The organism is Xanthomonas hortorum pv. cynarae, from assembly GCF_002939985.1.
GTDB lineage: Bacteria > Pseudomonadota > Gammaproteobacteria > Xanthomonadales > Xanthomonadaceae > Xanthomonas > Xanthomonas hortorum_D.
This window is the reverse complement of record NZ_MDFM01000008.1, coordinates 62,502-79,749: the sequence shown is the minus strand read 5'-3', so window position 1 is coordinate 79,749 and position 17,248 is coordinate 62,502. Positions and strand designations below refer to the sequence as shown.

General features: G+C 65.5%; 14 protein-coding genes. 2 read left to right on the top strand and 12 right to left on the bottom strand.

The window, feature by feature from the left end; all coding sequences use genetic code 11:
- Positions 1-81: 81 nt before the first annotated feature.
- The 5 genes from ntrC to glnA all read right to left on the bottom strand — a co-directional run bounded on the left by ntrC (position 82) and on the right by glnA (position 6,326).
- Positions 82-1,512, bottom strand: coding sequence for a nitrogen regulation protein NR(I) (gene ntrC, locus XcyCFBP4188_RS07515; protein WP_006449207.1), 1,431 nt, complete (start codon positions 1,510-1,512; stop codon positions 82-84).
- On the bottom strand, positions 1,505-2,560 hold the full coding sequence (locus XcyCFBP4188_RS07510; RefSeq protein ID WP_104591875.1) for a two-component system sensor histidine kinase NtrB: 1,056 nt from the start codon (positions 2,558-2,560) through the stop codon (positions 1,505-1,507). Before XcyCFBP4188_RS07510 ends, ntrC begins: the two co-directional genes overlap by 8 nt.
- Positions 2,561-2,824: 264 nt before the next feature.
- The gene (locus XcyCFBP4188_RS07505) at positions 2,825-4,267 is read right to left on the bottom strand and encodes an ammonium transporter (protein WP_006449209.1); all 1,443 of its coding nucleotides are present in this window, start codon (positions 4,265-4,267) and stop codon (positions 2,825-2,827) included.
- 22 nt (positions 4,268-4,289) lie between these two features.
- On the bottom strand, positions 4,290-4,628 hold the full coding sequence (locus tag XcyCFBP4188_RS07500; RefSeq protein WP_002808480.1) for a P-II family nitrogen regulator: 339 nt from the start codon (positions 4,626-4,628) through the stop codon (positions 4,290-4,292).
- Positions 4,629-4,916: 288 nt separating this feature from the next.
- Positions 4,917-6,326 (bottom strand): type I glutamate--ammonia ligase, encoded by a 1,410-nt coding sequence (glnA, locus tag XcyCFBP4188_RS07495; protein WP_104591874.1) that lies wholly within the window; start codon positions 6,324-6,326, stop codon positions 4,917-4,919.
- Positions 6,327-6,546: 220 nt separating this feature from the next.
- Here glnA and XcyCFBP4188_RS07490 point away from each other — a divergent pair, with 220 nt between their 5' ends.
- Together XcyCFBP4188_RS07490 and XcyCFBP4188_RS07485 are read left to right on the top strand one after the other, a co-directional pair.
- Positions 6,547-7,341, top strand: a complete 795-nt coding sequence (locus XcyCFBP4188_RS07490; protein WP_006449211.1) for an undecaprenyl-diphosphate phosphatase — start codon at positions 6,547-6,549, stop codon at positions 7,339-7,341.
- A gap of 137 nt (positions 7,342-7,478) precedes the next feature.
- On the top strand, positions 7,479-8,288 hold the full coding sequence (locus tag XcyCFBP4188_RS07485) for an META domain-containing protein (protein WP_104591873.1): 810 nt from the start codon (positions 7,479-7,481) through the stop codon (positions 8,286-8,288).
- Between the two features lie 229 nt (positions 8,289-8,517).
- Here the strand turns inward: XcyCFBP4188_RS07485 and XcyCFBP4188_RS07480 are convergent, their stop codons facing one another.
- The 7 genes from XcyCFBP4188_RS07480 to XcyCFBP4188_RS07450 form a co-directional block, all read right to left on the bottom strand.
- Positions 8,518-9,129 carry a YbhB/YbcL family Raf kinase inhibitor-like protein gene (locus XcyCFBP4188_RS07480; RefSeq protein ID WP_006449213.1) on the bottom strand — a complete coding sequence of 204 codons (612 nt, stop codon included), beginning with the start codon at positions 9,127-9,129 and terminating at the stop codon, positions 8,518-8,520.
- A 174-nt stretch (positions 9,130-9,303) separates the two neighbouring features.
- Positions 9,304-11,379 carry a tetratricopeptide repeat protein gene (locus tag XcyCFBP4188_RS07475; RefSeq protein WP_104591872.1) on the bottom strand — a complete coding sequence of 692 codons (2,076 nt, stop codon included), beginning with the start codon at positions 11,377-11,379 and terminating at the stop codon, positions 9,304-9,306.
- Between the two features lie 614 nt (positions 11,380-11,993).
- A complete protein-coding gene (locus XcyCFBP4188_RS07470; protein ID WP_006449215.1) occupies positions 11,994-12,980 on the bottom strand; it encodes a YheT family hydrolase in 987 nt (328 codons plus the stop codon).
- Positions 12,981-13,042: 62 nt separating this feature from the next.
- The gene (locus tag XcyCFBP4188_RS07465; RefSeq protein WP_172839254.1) at positions 13,043-13,942 is read right to left on the bottom strand and encodes a lysophospholipid acyltransferase family protein; all 900 of its coding nucleotides are present in this window, start codon (positions 13,940-13,942) and stop codon (positions 13,043-13,045) included.
- 21 nt (positions 13,943-13,963) lie between these two features.
- Positions 13,964-14,392 carry a hotdog fold thioesterase gene (locus XcyCFBP4188_RS07460; RefSeq protein ID WP_006449217.1) on the bottom strand — a complete coding sequence of 143 codons (429 nt, stop codon included), beginning with the start codon at positions 14,390-14,392 and terminating at the stop codon, positions 13,964-13,966.
- A 241-nt stretch (positions 14,393-14,633) separates the two neighbouring features.
- Positions 14,634-16,679 carry a phospholipase D family protein gene (locus XcyCFBP4188_RS07455; RefSeq protein ID WP_104591871.1) on the bottom strand — a complete coding sequence of 682 codons (2,046 nt, stop codon included), beginning with the start codon at positions 16,677-16,679 and terminating at the stop codon, positions 14,634-14,636.
- Complete coding sequence (locus XcyCFBP4188_RS07450; protein ID WP_104591870.1) at positions 16,676-17,248, bottom strand: YceI family protein; 573 nt, start codon at positions 17,246-17,248, stop codon at positions 16,676-16,678. The genes XcyCFBP4188_RS07455 and XcyCFBP4188_RS07450 overlap by 4 nt, the downstream gene beginning before the upstream one ends.

Sequence of the window (17,248 nt, the reverse complement as noted above, 5' to 3'; positions counted from 1 at the left end):
CACCATTGCGGTAAGCCTGTATCGCCTACGCGCCGTTCCTTCTTCCAGCGGAGCGGGCTTTAGCCGGGGCCAGGCGATACATCAGCGGCGTTTGCGGCCTGGGCCGAGTTTGCGGGTGACGGTGTTGCGGCCTAAGCCCAAGCGTGCGGCGGCCTCGGCGCGGCGGCCCTGGGTGAGTTGCAGGGCGGCTTCGAGCAGGGTCTTGTCGAGGCGTTCGCGGGCTTCGGCGTGCAGTCCCTGGGCGCCTTCGCTCAGGCGCTGCGCGGCCCAGCTGGAGAGCATCTCGTCCCATTGCCCGTCGCTGCGGCCGGCGCGTTGGCGACGGCCGCCACGCGCCAATGCGGCTTCCACATCGACCACGTCGATGATGTCGGCGGTGGCCAAGGCGGCCAGGCGCCAGCACACGTTTTCCAGTTCGCGCACGTTGCCGGGCCAGTCGTAGTGGCGCAGGCCTTCCAAGGCGGCCGACGACAGCCGTTTGGGCAGCATGTCGAGCTTGCGCCCGGCCATGGCCAGGAAGTTTTCGGCCAGTTGCGCGATGTCGCCGCGGCGTTCGCGCAGCGGCGGTAATTGCAGACGCACCACGTCCAGGCGATGCAGCAAGTCGGCACGGAAGCGGCCTTGTTCGACCAGCGCTTCCAGGTCCTGGTGGGTGGCGGCGATCACGCGCACGTCGACACGGATGAGTTCGCGCCCACCGACACGGAAGAATTCGTTCTCTGCCAGCACGCGCAGCAAACGGGTCTGCAGCGGCAGCGGCATGTCGCCGATTTCGTCCAGAAACAACGTTCCGCCATCGGCCTGTTCGAAACGGCCGATATGCCGTTTGGTGGCACCGGTGAAAGCGCCGGTTTCGTGGCCGAACAATTCGCTTTCCAGCAATTCTGCAGGAATGGCGGCAGTGTTGAGGGCAACGAAGGATTTGCGCGCACGCGGCGATTCGTTGTGCAGCGCGCGTGCGACCAGTTCCTTGCCGGTGCCGGTTTCGCCGTTGATCAGCACCGACAGCGGTGCCTGCGCGAGCCGGCCGATGGCGCGGAACAACGCCTGCATCGCCGGGGTGTCGCCGATCAGTGCGGCCGAGCCTTGCGCCACCGGCACGCCGACCAGTGCGTCGACGCCGGCATCGGCATCCGGCAGCGCGCGTGCGGCCAGGGCCACCGCGTCGTCCAGGTCGAACGGCTTGGAGAGGAACTCGTGCGCACCGCCGCGAAACGCGCCGGCAGTGCTGGCCACATCGGTGTAGGCCGACATCACGATCACCGGCAATTGCGGGTGCTTGGACTTGAGTTTGTCGAGCAGGGTCAGGCCGTCTTCGCCGGGCATGCGCACATCGGTGAACAGCAAATCGGGCGTGGGCCGCATGGCCAGTGCCTGCAGCGCAGCGGCGGCACTCTCGAAGCCATCCACGGCGTAGCCGGCATCGCGCAAAGCGGTGGACAGCACGAAGCGGACCGAACGGTCGTCGTCGACCACCCAGATATGGTGGGATGCGGCGGCGGCCTCAGCCATGCAGATGCTCCTTGTCGTGATCGCCGGCCAGCTCGGGCAGCAGCAGGGTGAAAACGGTATGGCCGGCGCGCGAGCGGTAGGTCAGGGTGCCGTGGTGTTCGCGCGAGACTTGCTGGGCCAACGCCAGGCCTAGACCACTGCCTTCGGCGCGCCCGCTGACCAGCGGCAGGAACAGATGCTCGGCCAGTTCTTCGGGCACACCGCCGCCGTCGTCGATGATCTCCAGCCGCAGCGACATCGCATGCACGCGGTCGCGGATGCGCTGGCCATGTTCGACGCGGGTGCGCAAGGTGACGCGGGTGGCGCCGGCCTGGAACGCATTGCGCACCAGATTCCACACCGCCTGGGTGAGGCGATCGCCATCGCCAAGGATGTCGGGAATGCTGGGGTCGTAATCGCGTTGCACCTGCACCGACCAGCCCCCCTCGGCTTCGGCCAGGCGCAGCACGCGCTCCAGCACGACATGGATATTGAGGCGGTCGTGCGGGCGTGCCGGCGTGGGCGAGAGCAGGCGTTCGAGCAAGGTGTTGAGGCGTTCGATCTCGGTGCCGATCAATTCGATCAGCTCACGCTCGTCCTCGTCGCGCCCAGCCGAACGGCGCGCCAGCAGCTGTGCGGCGCCCTTCAACCCGGCCAGCGGATTACGCAGCTCATGCGCCAGACCCTTGAGCGCAGCGCTCAGGGCGTTAGGCAGTGCATGGGTGGGATCCAGCGCGGGGAATTCGTCGACCGGGTGGGTTTCCAGCAGCCAGCCGCCGTCGTCCAGCCGCGACAGCCAGCCTTCGGCAAAGCGCGGTGCGTCGTTGGGCAGGCCCAGGGCCAGCCGATGCAGACGCAGCACATCGCGCTCGTCGTTGAGCAGGAAGCGGGCGAGCGCATCGCCCTGTACTTCCAGCGCGGCCAGCGGTTGATCGACCAGGCGCCGTGCGCTGACGCCAAGCCAGCGCGCGAAGGCTGGATTGACGCCCAGCACACGGCCCTCGCGGTCGGCCCAGGCCACCGGGGTGCCCAGGCTGTCCAGCGATGGCATCGAGGAAGGAATCACCATTGCACCAATTTAGTGCAAGCAGCATCGACGTGCGCGGATGTCGCGCCAGACGAAGCGTGCAGAGAAGAATTCGGGGCCGACGAGCGGTGGCTTGCACCGAGCCAGCGCACATCCGCGCCGACAGGGACAGGCGTGGGGCTGGTCATGCAGACACCTCGGCAGTTGACCCGCGCCGACCAGCGCCGCGGGGAAAAACGGACCCGGCGGGCAGTCCCGGCCGGGTCGTTGTGCCACCCGCAGCGGCATGGCTGCGGGTGTTCATGCTCAAGACTCGTATGCAGCTTCGCCGTGCGAGGTGATGTCCAACCCCTCACGCTCGGCTTCTTCGGTGACGCGCAGGCCGAACACCAGCTTTGCGACCAGGAAACCCACCACCGAGACCACGCCGATCCACACCAGGGTGATGCCCACGCCCAATGCCTGGATGCCGACCTGATGCACGATGTCGTAGTCACCGCCCTTCTGGCCGCCCAGCGAGGCCGCCGAGAACACGCCGGTCAGGATCGCGCCGATGATGCCGCCCAGGCCATGCACGCCGAACACGTCCAGGCTGTCGTCTGCGCCGAGCAGGCGCTTGAGACCGGTAACGCCCCACACGCACAGCACGCCTGCGGCAAGACCAATCACGATCGCGCCGAACGGCCCCACCGTGCCGCAGGCCGGGGTGATGCCGACCAGGCCGGCGACCATGCCCGAAGCCACACCCAGGGCGGACGACTTGCCTTTGATGATCTTCTCGGTCAACGACCAGCCCAGCACCGCCGCGGCAGTGGCCAGCAAGGTGTTGAGGAAGGCCAGCGCCGCACCGGCATTGGCTTCCAGGTTGGAGCCGGCATTGAAGCCGAACCAGCCCACCCACAGCAGCGACGCACCGACGAAGGTCAGGGTCACGTTGTGCGGCTTGATCGCTTCACGCCCCAACCCGGCACGCTTGCCGACGAAGTAGGCGCCCACCAGGCCGGCGATACCGGCGTTGATGTGCACCACCGTGCCACCGGCAAAATCCAGCGCGCCCAGCCCGAACAGATAACCACCGGTGGCCCAGACCATGTGCGCCAGCGGCAGATAGCCGAAGGTGAACCAGATCACCGAGAACAGCAGCACTGCGGCGAACTTGGCGCGTTCGGCAAAGGCACCGACGATCAGCGCGCCGGTGATGCCGGCAAAGGTCGCCTGGAACGCCACGAACACGTATTCCGGCAGGCTGACACCCTTGGTGAAGGTGGCCGACAGGGTTTCGATGGTCACGCCCTTGAGCAGCGCCTTGTCCAGATTGCCGATCCACGGACCTTCGCCGGAGAACGCCAGGCTATAGCCGTAGAGCACCCACAGGATGGTCAGCAGCGAAAACACCACAGCGACCTGGATCAGCACCGACAGCACGTTCTTGGCGCGCACCATGCCGCCATAGAACAGCGCCAGACCCGGCACCACCATCAGCAATACCAACAACGTGGAGGTCAGCATCCAGGCGACATCGCCTTTCTCGACCACGGGTGCAGCCTCGGCGGCCGCCACGGGAGCGGCTTCCGGCTGCGCGGACGGCAGCGGTTCGGTGGTGACCGGCTCGGTCGGCAACGGGGTGACCTGCGGGGTGGATTGCGCATGCGCGCTACCCATGCCGCCCACCACCAGCGCACTGAACAGCATCAGCATGCAGACACTGTAGAACCGGGCTTTCCACCCGGCGAAAAGACCTGTCTTCATAAGGACTCCTGGGGTGGGGGATTCAGAGCGCATCGGCGCCGATCTCGCCGGTACGGATGCGTACGACTTGCTCGATCGCGGTCACGAAGATCTTGCCGTCGCCGATCTTGCCGGTACCGGCGGCGTTCTGGATCGCCTCGACCACCGCGTCCAGCCGGTCGTCGGTCACCACCGTCTCGATCTTGATCTTGGGCAGGAAGTCGACGACGTACTCGGCGCCGCGGTACAGCTCGGTGTGGCCTTTCTGGCGTCCGAAACCCTTGACCTCGGTCACGGTGATGCCCGACACGCCCGCTGCGGACAAGGCCTCACGGACCTCGTCGAGCTTGAACGGCCGGATGATGGCGGTGATCAATTTCATGCGCATACCCCGAATGGTGGAAAAAACCGGCCGGCATTGCGCCGCCCGGCGGTGTCATTCCCCTGGATGCCAACCCCGGCATCCGCTCGTTCGCGAGCACGCAGACCCCAGCGGATGTCAGTGCATCCGCCTCGTGGGAGAGGTCAGGCCCGCGCGTCGCGATCCAGTGCTCTCTCAATACCCTTATCAAGACCCCTGCAAGTCCACGGCATGGACCATGGACTTATCGAACATGGGCGGCGATGGCGGAGGTGGGAGGGGGGGCCTCCGCCATCACCGCGGTGGAACTCAGTTGCCGTAGTACAGCTGGTACTCCAACGGGTGGGTCGCAGCACGGAACTTGGTGACTTCCTGCATCTTCAGCGCGATGTAGCCGTCGATGAAGTCGTCGCTCATGACGCCGCCGGCCTTGAGGAACTCGCGGTCCTTGTCCAGCGCTTCCAGCGCCTGGTCCAGGCTGGAGCAGACCTGCGGGATCAGCTTCTCTTCTTCCGGCGGCAGGTCGTACAGATCCTTGTCGCTGGGCGCGCCCGGGTCGATCTGGTTCTTGATGCCGTCCAGGCCGGCCATCATCAGCGCGGTGAAGGTCAGGTAGCCGGACTGCAACGGATCGGGGAAGCGCATCTCGATGCGGCGCGCCTTCGGGTTGGTGACCCACGGAATGCGGCACGAGGCCGAACGGTTGCGGGCCGAGTAGGCCAGCATCACCGGCGCTTCGTAACCCGGGACCAGACGCTTGTAGCTGTTGGTGCCGGAGTTGGAGAAGGCGTTGATCGCACGGGCGTGCTTGAAGATGCCGCCGATGTACCACAGCGCCATCTGCGACAGGCCGCCGTAGCCGTCGCCGGAGAACAGGTTGACGCCGCCCTTGGTCAACGACTGGTGCACGTGCATGCCCGAGCCGTTGTCGCCCACGATGGGCTTGGGCATGAAGGTCGCGCTCTTGCCGTTGCGGTAGGCGACGTTCTTGATGATGTACTTCATCGTCAGCAGTTCGTCGGCCTTTTGCACCAGCGAGCTGAACTTGGTGCCGATCTCGCACTGGCCGGCGGTGGCCACTTCGTGGTGGTGCACTTCGGTCTCGATGCCGACCTGTTCCAGCGTCTTGATCATTTCCGCGCGCAGGTCGTGCAGAGTGTCGGTCGGCGGAACCGGGAAGTAGCCGCCCTTCACGCCGGGACGGTAACCGCTGTTGCCGCCGTCGTACTTGGCGCCGGTGTTCCAGGCTGCCTCTTCCGAACCGACCTGGAAGAAGGTGTGACCCATGTCGTTGGCGAAGCGCACCGAATCGAAGATGAAGAATTCCGGCTCCGGGCCGAAGAACGCCTGGTCGGCAGTGCCGGAGGACTTCAGATAGGCCTCGGCGCGCTTGGCGATGCCGCGCGGGTCGCGCTCATAGCTCTGCATGGTGGCCGGATCGAGGATGTCGCAGGTCAGCACGATGGTCGGATCGGCGAAGAACGGATCCAGATACGCGGTGCCAGCGTCCGGGAGCAGGACCATGTCCGACTCGTTGATGCCCTTCCAACCCGCGATGGAGCTGCCATCGAACATCTTGCCTTCTTCGAACAACGCCGGCTCGATGATATTGGCCGGAAAGGTGATGTGCTGCTGTACACCACGCATATCGACGAAGCGCAGGTCGACGAACTCGACCTTGTTGTCCTTGATCAGCTTTTCAACATTTTCCACGGACATCGGAAGAAACCTCAGGGGAAGTTAAGTGGCTCGTGGGCGGTACTACAGCAGGGACCGTGCCAAGCGTCATATTTTCACAAGTCGTTGATTTTGCTTGCATCGCTAGAGGCCGCTCAGGCTTCAATAGCACCTTGGTGGTGCTAATTGATCGCAATGCGCACCGATATGGTGCATGCCGCAATGCACTATCCTGACGCCTCCCCCATCCCTCCCCAGTCCGATGTCCGATCTGATCTCCGCCCTGCTGTTGGGCATTCTCGAAGGCTTGACCGAATTCCTGCCGATCTCCAGCACCGGCCACCTGCTGATCGCCGAACAATGGCTCGGACGCCGTTCTGACTTCTTCAATATCGTCATCCAGGCCGGCGCGATCCTGGCGATCTGCCTGGCGCTGCGGCAGAAGCTGTGGACCCTGGCCACCGGCCTGGGCGAACGCGACAATCGCGACTACGTGCTCAAGATCGGCGTGGCCTTCCTGGTCACGGCAGTAGTTGGGCTGATCGTGCGCAAGGCCGGCTGGCAGCTGCCGGAAACCGTGCATCCGGTGGCCTGGGCGCTGCTGATCGGCGGGCTGTGGATGCTGGTGGCCGAGCACTTTGCCGGCAAATTGCCCGAGCGCGACGTGGTGACCTGGAAGGTGGCCATCGCAGTCGGCCTGGCGCAGGTGGTGGCCGGCGTATTTCCCGGCACCTCGCGCTCGGCCTCGGCGATCTTCCTGGCCATGCTGCTGGGCCTGAGCAAGCGCTCGGCGGCGGCGGATTTCGTGTTCATGGTTGGTATTCCGACCATGTTCGCGGCCAGTGGCTATGCGCTGCTGGAGATGTACAAGGAAGGCGGCTTCGGCAGCGAGAACTGGGCCGATGTGGCGGTGGCCTTCGTGGCGGCGACCATCACCGGTTTTGTGGTGGTGAAGTGGCTGCTGGGCTACATCAAGAAGCATCGCTTCACGGTGTTTGCGGTCTACCGCATCGTGCTTGGCGCAGCCCTGCTGTTGTGGCTGCCGGCTGCAGCCTGACGCCTCAACTGTCGCCGCGCGGCATGCATGTTCAAGCGAGCGCGACATGCGTGGCACGCGCCCAGGCAGTGACGCCCGTCATTGCCCTGGCCGCGCGGTGGCGGTATCACTGAGGCATTGATCACCGGGAGCCACCCATGCGTGCCGTGTTCTTCGCCCCTGCACTGCTGGCGGCGGGCGTGACGGCCTGCGGGTCGGGCGCTTCGCCGGACGCACCCGGCTCCTCCCCCAGTGCTGCCGCGCAAGCCGATGCGGTAGCCGCACCGGCCGCCGACAATGCCCCGCTGCGGGCCGCCCTGCGCGCACAGCACTGGCAGTTGCAGCAGGCCAGCGATGCGCACGGCACCGCGTTGCGCAGCCTGTTTGTCGAGGGCACTGCGCCACTGCAACTGGATTTCAGCGATGAACGCATCCAGGTCAGCCAGACCTGCAATGCCCTGGGCGCCAACTACAGCGTGGCCGAGGCGCAGTTGCAGATCGGCCGGGTGGTGTCGAGCAAGCGCCTATGTGCCGAATCATGGCGGATGGCGCAGGAACGCGCCGCCAGCGAGCTGCTGTCCGGCCGTTTCGCGGTGGCGTTGAACAGCGCGCAGACCGCGCCGCGGCTGACCCTGACCCGCAGCGATGGCACTCGCCTGGTTTTCGGTGGCATCGCCACCGCAGACACGCGCTATGGCGGCCCCGGCCAGACGGTGTTGATCGAAGTGGCCGCCGAGACCGTGCCGTGCGCCTCCGACCCGTCGCGCCAATGCCTGCAGCTGCGCGAACAGGATGCAACCGGACAGCCCGTCACCCAGCGCTGGCAAACCTTCGAGGGCAAGATCGAAGGCTTCGAGCACGAAACCGGCATCCGCACCTTGCTGCGGGTGACGCGTTATCCCGCTGCTGCGGGCGCGGACGGCGCACCGGTGTATGTGCTCGATCAGATGATCGAAGCCAGCGGTTAGCGATCCGGTGTTTGCTTGCGGGGTTATCCCGTGGCCACCGATGCGAGCAACATGCCCAGATGCGACGACATAGCGCGCTGTCGTCAGGTCGGAGTAGGAAAGCGCGCAGGAATGCAGTGATCGATCGATTGATACATGCCGCTACCGAGTAGCCGGGCAACGTAACCCAGCACTCGGCCCGGCAGCGACGGCGCCCGCATGGCGGCGACACAGGCGTTGTTCGGCGCTCTTAGCGCAGCGACGGATTCAATGTGTAGGTGCCATGCAACGCCGCCTCGGCCAACACATGGCCCTGGATCGCCGACAGCAGATCGGCCGCGGTGAAGGTCTCCGGCAGGCTGAGCGTTGCCACATCCAGCGCGAACACGCGGAAGAAATAACGGTGCATGCGCAGGTCGTTGAACGGCGGGTACGGGCCGTCGTAGCCCAGGTAGTTGCCGGCCATGTCGGCATTGCCGGCAAACCATTCGGTGTACGAATTCAGACCCTGACGCGCACCGGCCGGGCCGGCCGGTCGCGACTTGCCCTTGGGCACGAAGCCGTCGCTGCAACTGGCTGCGGCGATCTCGTGCACTTCAGCGGGGATGTCGGCCATGGCCCAATGCACAAAATCGGTGCGTGGCTGGTCGACCGGAATCTGCACATCGTCGCGGCCCACGGTTTCCGGCACGGTCGGTACATCCGGGTCCAGACACAGCAGCGCGAACGAACGCGTGCCTTCGGGCACCTCGCTCCAGGCCAGATGCGGGTTGCGGTTGGGCGCAAAGCCCTCCGGCGTGCCGGCCGCAAACTCCACCGCGATGGGCTTGCCGTTTTCGATGCTGTTGCTGGTCAGGCGCATGCAGGGTCTCCGTGAGGGATGATGCTGATCAGGGTGCCTGGGTCTGCGCAGCAGTGGAAGCCATCGCAATGGAACCCTCTGATGCGCTCGGTTGGGTGTATCGCTGCCGGTTCATCACGCCAGCGAACAATGCCGCGCCCACCCGACAGTGAGCGCAGCCATTTCGGTCGCCGCTCAGTCTTGCGGATAACCGAAGCGCACTGCGATCAACGTGAGCAGATCGAATTGCGCGCCCAGCACGCTGCGATAGTTGCGCCAGCGGCCCGATGCCAGGCGTGCGGGTCCGCGCGGCTCGATCAGCGGGAAGCTCAGCCCGAAGGCCTGTTCCAGCGCGGTGGAAATACCCTGCGGGTCGCTCTCGATGCCGTCCAGGCGGATGATCCGGTGCGGATAAAGATCGCGCTCGTGCAGCACGGCGAGCTGCTCCAGCGCCGCCAGCAACCAGTCGGTGGCCTGCTGCGGCGATTGCACGGCCAACGGCGCAGGCGCACCGGCCGACAACCAGTCCAGCAGCATGTCGCGCGGGTCGCGCAATGCGATTGCCAGCCGGCCTTCGGGCAGGTGCGGGCGCAGTGCAGTGAGCAAGATGTTGTCCCACCACAGCAGCCAGTCGATGACGTTGCCGTCGTCGATACCGCGCCGCGGCAGCTGCGCCTTCCAGCCTTCCACCAGCGCCAGCGGCGCCAGTTCGCCGGAGGCCAGCTGTTCGACGCTGCGATAGCTCTGCAGCGCGTCGGACGGCGGGGTGGTGCCGTAACGGTCGTCGCGCACCAGCGGGGTGGCCGCGCCCATCACTGCGATCAGGCGTTCGACATGCGAGCCGGGCACGCCCCAGACGAACAGCGGGCGCGCGGTGACGGTGTCGGGAATGGTGCCCAGCGCCGGCCACTGCATCGGCTGCTTCGCGGCCTGCGGCGGCAACGGCAGACGGTGCTGGGCCTGCTCGCGCTGGAACTGCATCCAGGTGGCCAGCGCCGCATCGGGCTGGCCGGCGCGGTCCTGCACATTGCCCAGCCACGGCCGCAGCACGGTCTGCTGGTTCTCCGGCAAGGAGTCGATCAAGGATTGGACACAGGCGATCGCTGCCGGCGGGTCGCGCTCCAGCAGGGCTTCGACGATGCGCTGCTCGCCGCTGATGCGGCCCGGCTCGACCGCCACAATCTGCCGCGCCACCATTTCGGCTTCTTCGGCATGGCCTTGCATGTCGTGCACGCGCATCAGCGCTTCCAGTGCGGGCAGATGCTCGGGCATGCCCAGCAGCCAGCGCTCGATCACCGCCTGCGCCTGCGGCCCGCCGACCGGCTCCACCGCCAGCCGCGCCAGCCATAGATCATGCGCACTGACCGAGGTGGCCAACGCCGCGTCCAGAGTGTCGCGTGCGTCGTCGACCGCACCCAATCGCTCCCAGGCGGTCAGTAGCGCGTGCAGCGTGCGCCGGTCGGCCGGCCAGTGCGCAAGCGCCAGGCGCAAGTGCGCCACGGCCTGGTCGGGGCGACCGGCCTGCAATTCCATTTCGCCCGCGAGCCGGCGCATGGCCGGGATGTCGCCACCGGGCTGGGCGAACACACCCTGCATCGCGGCCAGCGCATCGTCCAGGCGACCCTGGCGCTGGGCGAGCTGGGCGATGAAGGCGCGCAGCGCGGTGCCCGGCGGATTGAGCTCGACCACGCGCTCGAAGGCGCGCTCGGCGAACGCAAAGTGTTCTTTCTGCAGATACGCAAAGCCCAGCGCGAACAGCACACGCGGATCGTCCGGCAACTGCTCGGCGGCGCGGGTGAGCAGCGACAGCGCGTGGTCGCTCTGACCGCGGCGCAGCTCCACCACGCCATCGACGGCCAGCAGTTGCGGATGCTCCGGCGCCAGCCGCGCTGCGGTGCGGCTCAGCCGCTGCGCATCGTCAAGATCGCCACGCGCCACCGCCAGATGCGCCTGCATCACGTAGGCGTTGAACTGGTTCGGGTCAAGTGCGGTGGTGCGCGACAACGCGGCATCGGCCGCAGACAGATCGCGCGTGGCCAATAGCAAGCCGGCGCGCAGCAGATGCAGGTCGGCATCTTCCGGCGTCAGCGTCAGCGCGGTTTCGATACTGGCCAGCGCCAGCGCCGGCTGACCCTGCTGCTGCTGCAAGGCCAGGCCGAGCCAGCGATGCGTGGCGGCATTATCCGGCGCGCTGATGACCCACTCGCGGGCCAGCGCCACCGCATCGTCGGCCGCATTGCGGCGCAGGGCTTGGAGAATGGCGTCTTGCATGGCGGCGGCGTGTCCAGGACAAACGCCTATTGTAACGATGCGCGGTGGGACGGCTTAGGGTCTTATGCACATCGAAAAGATATGCGACACAGGGCAAGCACGCTGGGCACGCACATCAAGCTTCGGAAACAATGAAATCTTGCCCTGAAAAACGCGTGCTAGCTTGGATTTTCTTATCAAACGCGTAAAGCTCGGAAGGTTAAGAATGGTCGCTGGACATCTATTCATTGGGGAAAATGCATTCAACGTACAGGTTGAAGAATCAGTTGCTCGACCAATCAACGTACCAATGCCTATGGGGGCTCAAAGCTGGCAACCCCCGGGCAGAAGTAGGACCTTAGTTAAAGGCCCAACGCTACCTGCGCTCATAGGCACCGGGCTGCTGAAACTTCGCATAAATCAACAATGTTTTTACTTCGAGCCATTGCGTCTTGTTGCCAACGGATGGTGGGAAGGGATACTGAGCTCTTACGCGGACTAGCAATTCGTTCAAGTCGCTTTTGGCGCGGCGACTTAAAAGGCGCATCAGTTGCCTATTTTGTCTGACTGGGTAATTGGTGTGCCTGGAGCGATGCGCCGCGCATCACTTGGCACGGCAACGCAGAGAGCAAGCTCTAGAGCGCAGCGGTCAGCCGCTCGGCGACCCAGCGTTCGGCAAACCCATCGCCGCGGGCATTTTCCAGAAAGCCGCAGTGACCGCCCCAGCGCGCGATTTCCAGCTGTGCGTGCGCGGGCAGATGCCAGCCGGCGAAATCGGCGAACGGAATCACCGGGTCGTCTTCGGCCATCAGGATGTGGACCGGCACCTGCAAGCCGGCCAGGCGTTCGCCGGCAATCGAATAACTGTCGAAATACGCCTGCAGCGAGCCGTGCCCGGTGTGCTGCTCGGCCAACCAGGCCATCAGGCCGCGCATGTCCAGCGCCAGGGTGGCATCGTCGTAGCCGTGCTGATCGGGGAACAGCTTGCGTTTGCGCAGCAGCGATTCGCGCCAGCGCCGGCGGAAATACCAATCGTAGAACTGCGGGCCTTTTTCCATCTGCAGCATGGTGGCGGCCGGATCCAGCAGCGGGCACACCGCTGCGACCCGCGCCACCGGCAGACCGGCCGCCGGCGCGCGCAAGGCGAGCCGCAGTGCGAAATTGCCGCCCAGCGAGTAACCGGCCACCAGTAACTGCGGCGCGGGAAAACGCCGCCACAGATCGCCTGCAGCGTTGACCACTTCATCGATGCGATCGGAGTGAAACAGATCCACATTGAGGTGATGGGTGCCGCCGTGGTCGCGGAAATTCAGCCGGAACACCTGATAGCCCAGGCCCAGCAGGCGCGCAGCGGTGAGCCGCATGTAATTGGAATCGGCGCTGCCTTCCCAGCCGTGCAGCAGCAGCACGGTGGCGCGCACCGGTGCATCGCCGGGCGGGATGCTCATCCAGCCCTGCAGGCGTACGCCGTCGCCGCCGTCGAGAATATGTTCGCTGGTCACCGCGCCGCTGGCGGCCAGCAACTGGCGGCTGCGGATCCGGCGCAACGCGCTGCTGCCCAGCAGTGATTGCACATGCGGATTGCGCAACCAGCGGGGCGGCGAGTAGTCGGAGACGTTCATGCGCTCATCGGGCCAGGCACTGTCACGTCGGCCGCAGGAGTGATGAGCATACGCATCGCGGGCTAGGACTCCATGGCCGCAATGATGCGTTGACGCGAGGTGTCGGCCAGGCGGCGACGTCCGTCGATATCCAGCGCGCGGATCGGCTCGAGAAAATGCACTTCGGCCAGCCGCGCCGGCTCGCCGAGCAGACGCACGATATTGTCGAAGAAACTCTCGCGCTCGCCGAACGCCACCACCGCCTGCGCATTGCCGCGCTCGCCGTAACGCAACGCCACCGGTTGCACCGGCACGCCGGCCTCGACCGCGGCCTGGAAGATGCGCGCATGGAACGGGCCGACCTCGGTGCCGCCGCGGGTGCGCCCTTCCGGAAACACGCCCACCGGCTTGCCGCTTTGCAGCCGCGCCAGCATTTCCTGCAGCACGCCGCCCAGCGATTCGGTATTGCCGCGCTGATGGAAGATGGTCTGGCCCTTGGCCGCCAGCCAGCCCACCAGCGGCCAGCCGGCGATCTCGCGCTTGGCCACAAAGCCCATCACGCGTTGGCTGTGCAGCATCGAGATGTCGATCCAGCTGACGTGATTGGCGACGAACAACGCAGCGCCCGGCAGCGGAGTGCCGAAGTGACGCAAACGAAATCCGAAGATGCGCATCAGATTGCCCTGCCACCAGCGGATCATCCACTCGTCCAGGGTGTCGTCGTGGCCGGTACGGATGCGCGCCAGCGGCGGCGCCACCACGCACAGCATGGTGATCGGCAGACAGATGCTCAGGTGCACCAGCAGTAGCGGTACCCGATACAGGTACCGGAACCAACGCAGCACGCCGCCAGCATCGCGCGTGGCGTCCAGGGATGACTCGCTCATTGCAGGAACGGGACCGGTACCAGGGGAAGGAAGCGCGACTATTGTGACAGCAGCTTGGCACGCGCGCAGTGCCGGCAGCGGGTGGCGCTGTTCCACCCATGTGCTTGCACGGCGGGCTCAGCCATTGCTGCGCGGGACCACGGCCAAGGTGAGCCGCGAAACGCACACGCGCTTGCCGGCCGGGTTTTCGATGGTGATGTCCCACACCTGCGTGCTGCGCCCGATATGCACGGCGCGCGCGGTGCCAGTGACCACGTCCTGATACGCCGCACGCAGATGGTTGGCGTTGATCTCCAACCCCACGCACATCTGAGTGGTCATCTCCACGCACAGATTGCCGGCGCTACTGCCCAGGGTTTCGGCCAGCACCACCGACGCACCGCCGTGCAGCAAGCCGTACGGCTGCTTGGTGCGCGAATCCACCGGCATGGTGGCGCGCAACCAATCGTCGCCAGCGTCGGTGAACACGATGCCCAGATGTTCGATCAAGGTGTCGCGACTGGAGGCGTTGAGGGCAGCAAGATCGACGGGGTCGCGGAAGGTCATAGGCTGGGGATTGGGGATTGGGGATTGGGGATTGGGGATTGGGGATTGGAGATTGGAGATTGGAGATTTGGAATCGGGAATCGGGAATCGGGAATCGGGAATCGGGAATCGCAACAGCATCTGCGCCCGGAGGATCTGGTTCAACTGTCGCTGACTGCCCTGATTGATCCAGGCGCAGTTCCGTCTCCGCGCCAGAGACATATCGTCACGATAGCGGCCAGTGAGCGGCGCGCCTATGCGATCACAGAATCTGCACCAGGCCGGCACCGAAGGCGGTCAGCATCCGCACCAGCAACCACTTCGGGCCGACGTTGACCTCGGGGAAGTCGCCCACCGCCACATAGCACTGCCGGAACTGCGGATCCTGGCGCTTGAGTGGGAACGGGCAGCCGGGGCCAGGCTGGAATTCGTAATTGGTGGCATAGCGCCAGGGCCAGAAATCCAGCACCGGCAGCGATTCGGACACCTTGCCCACGCTGTAGTTCAGTCCGCTCAGCACCGGCGGCTTTTCGCGCGAGGCCACGGTCCAGGCATTTTCCGGGGCGATGTCGCGCTCGATGCTGGCAGCCAGCGCCTGCGCAAAGCGCGCATCGTCGATCACCACCGCCGCCTCGGTGTTGTAGTTTTCGCTGCGCGGGTCGAAGTTGTGCGTGCCAATCACACCGATACGCCGGTCCACCACCAACGACTTGGCATGCAGGCCCATGCGCGCGCCGGCGCGGGTGACCGGCAGCGGCTTGTTGACCGCACGCGTGCCGAGAAACGAAGGCCGCGTTTCGGTACGCAGCACACGCCGATCGACCTCGCTGCCGCCGGGCGCACGACCCGCGCCACCGCCGCTGCCGCGAAGGGCACTCCCTGGTGTTCCACTGCCACTGCCACTGCCACTGTTGCTATTGCTGCCACCGCTGCCACGCACCGCATTGCCGGCGGCACTGCCGCTGATCACGCGATTGACACGGCTGTCGCCCTCGGCCGGCTCGGCGGCCTCCGGGTTGAGCGGGTCGGGCACCAGATTGGCGTAATCCACCGGTGCATCCAGCGGAAACGGCTTGAATTCGTAAACGTTGAAGCCCAGCTCGCGCAGATTGCGGCGTTTGAACTTGTACGACAGCGCATACACGATCGGATTGTCGGTGGCCGCCAGGCTATTGCTCGAGACCACGATGCGCGGCGGCTGCGGGCGCTTGCGCAGTGCGCGGAAGATCTCCTGCGCTTCATCGGACAACACCAGATACGGCGTCTGCAGCAACACTTCCTGCTGCGCGCCGGCGATCAGGCCGTCCAGCTCGGGCGCGGTAGACACCGCCTTGGCGGCATGTTCCTTGCGGTGTTTCTGCGGCAGATCGGCCACGTACAACACCCGCTGCACCGGCATGGCCGGGGTCACGAACACATCGCGGATGAACTGTGGATCGCGCGCTTCACGGTCCACGCGTGCCACCCGATCCGGGCGGCGAAACTCGGCCGGCGGCATCGCCGGTGCGCCCTGCTCCAGCAACAGGCGGCCGACATCGTTCAGGCGCTCGGCCGGCACGCTGCGCTGTGCGCGCCAGAACGCATCGAAATTCACCGCCATCGCACGCACTTCCGGGCCGGCCAGAATCACGTCGCGGTCGCGGAAGTTGTATTCGCTGTCCCAGTCGAAATAGTCGTCCTGGTAGTTGCGGCCACCGACCACGCCGAGCACATCGTCCACCACCAGCAGCTTGTTGTGCATGCGCTGGTTGAAACGGCGAAAACAGCACACCACGCTGCCGGCGTAGTCGAAGTAATTGAGTTTGACCTTGCCGAAGGTGGGGTTGTAGATGCGCAGCTGCAGGTTTTCGTGGGTGCTGGACAGCGCGCCGAGGATCTGCAGATCGGCGATCGCCGACAGCTGGTCGATCAAAATGCGCACCTTGACCCCGCGTTGCGCCGCGTCCATCAGCGCATCCAGCACCATGCGTGCGCTGTCGTCCTTGTCGAAAATATAGGTCTGCAGATCGATGCTGCGGGTGGCGCTGCGGATCAGATTCAAGCGCGCAACCAACGAGGCTTCGCCATGATCGACAATGGTGGCGTAATGCCGGGGCGCGGCCGGGGTGGAGGCCGTGATCGCCTCGCCGCCCAGCGCGCGTAACGGCGAGGGCAGCGCGCAACGATTGGCCTGGTCACAGCTCACCACCGTGCTGCGCGCGGCGGCGGCCACGCCTGCGGCGCGGTTGCGTTCGATTTGCGACAGGCCGGCGCATCCGGTGCCGAGCAACAGCGTTGCCAGCACAAGCACCCTCAACAGGAAACTCACGGGCGCCGCGCCTCCTGCAACCGCCCACGCAGAACGAACGTCACCCTGTCACCCAGGGCCATCTGCCACGCATTCATTCCGTAACGTCCACGCAGCACCGTCCCACGACTGATCACGTCGCAATCATAGCCCGGCCGCGCGCATTCAGCTGGCGCCACATGCAGGGTCTCGATGTGGGTGATTCCGCGAATGGTCAGGTTGCCGGTGATGTCACCGCCCTTCTTCACCACCTCCTCGGTGTAGGGAAGCGACTCGAATTCCACCACCGGGTACTGGGCGACATCGAAGAAATCCTCGCCGCGCATCCACGCGGTGTAGCGGTCCTTGCCGGGGATTTCCACCTGGGTGGCGTCCAGCCGGAAGCGCACCTGTTGGCGTTTATCGGGCAACTCCACCAGTTCACCGCGAAAACGCGGAAAGAACCCCTCGATCTTCATGCCGAAGCGCGTTCTGATCTCGAACCCGAAGCGCGATTGCACCGGGTCGATGGAATGCACCTTCTGCTGCGCCATACAGGGCAGAGCGACCCAGAGCGCGAGCCAGGCGTACCAGCGCAGCGACGATGACAC

What these genes read in the sequence shown, in the direction of transcription:
- XcyCFBP4188_RS07500 (WP_002808480.1), bottom strand. Translation starts at nt 4,628, where the DNA reads ATGAAATTGATCACCGCCATCATCCGGCCGTTCAAGCTCGACGAGGTC.
- XcyCFBP4188_RS07480 (WP_006449213.1), bottom strand. Translation starts at nt 9,129, where the DNA reads ATGCGCCTGACCAGCAACAGCATCGAAAACGGCAAGCCCATCGCGGTG.
- XcyCFBP4188_RS07470 (WP_006449215.1), bottom strand. Translation starts at nt 12,980, where the DNA reads ATGAACGTCTCCGACTACTCGCCGCCCCGCTGGTTGCGCAATCCGCAT.
- XcyCFBP4188_RS07475 (WP_104591872.1), bottom strand. Translation starts at nt 11,379, where the DNA reads ATGCAAGACGCCATTCTCCAAGCCCTGCGCCGCAATGCGGCCGACGAT.
- XcyCFBP4188_RS07505 (WP_006449209.1), bottom strand. Translation starts at nt 4,267, where the DNA reads ATGAAGACAGGTCTTTTCGCCGGGTGGAAAGCCCGGTTCTACAGTGTC.
- XcyCFBP4188_RS07510 (WP_104591875.1), bottom strand. Translation starts at nt 2,560, where the DNA reads ATGGTGATTCCTTCCTCGATGCCATCGCTGGACAGCCTGGGCACCCCG.
- glnA (WP_104591874.1), bottom strand. Translation starts at nt 6,326, where the DNA reads ATGTCCGTGGAAAATGTTGAAAAGCTGATCAAGGACAACAAGGTCGAG.
- XcyCFBP4188_RS07485 (WP_104591873.1), top strand. Translation starts at nt 7,479, where the DNA reads ATGCGTGCCGTGTTCTTCGCCCCTGCACTGCTGGCGGCGGGCGTGACG.
- XcyCFBP4188_RS07460 (WP_006449217.1), bottom strand. Translation starts at nt 14,392, where the DNA reads ATGACCTTCCGCGACCCCGTCGATCTTGCTGCCCTCAACGCCTCCAGT.
- ntrC (WP_006449207.1), bottom strand. Translation starts at nt 1,512, where the DNA reads ATGGCTGAGGCCGCCGCCGCATCCCACCATATCTGGGTGGTCGACGAC.
- XcyCFBP4188_RS07490 (WP_006449211.1), top strand. Translation starts at nt 6,547, where the DNA reads ATGTCCGATCTGATCTCCGCCCTGCTGTTGGGCATTCTCGAAGGCTTG.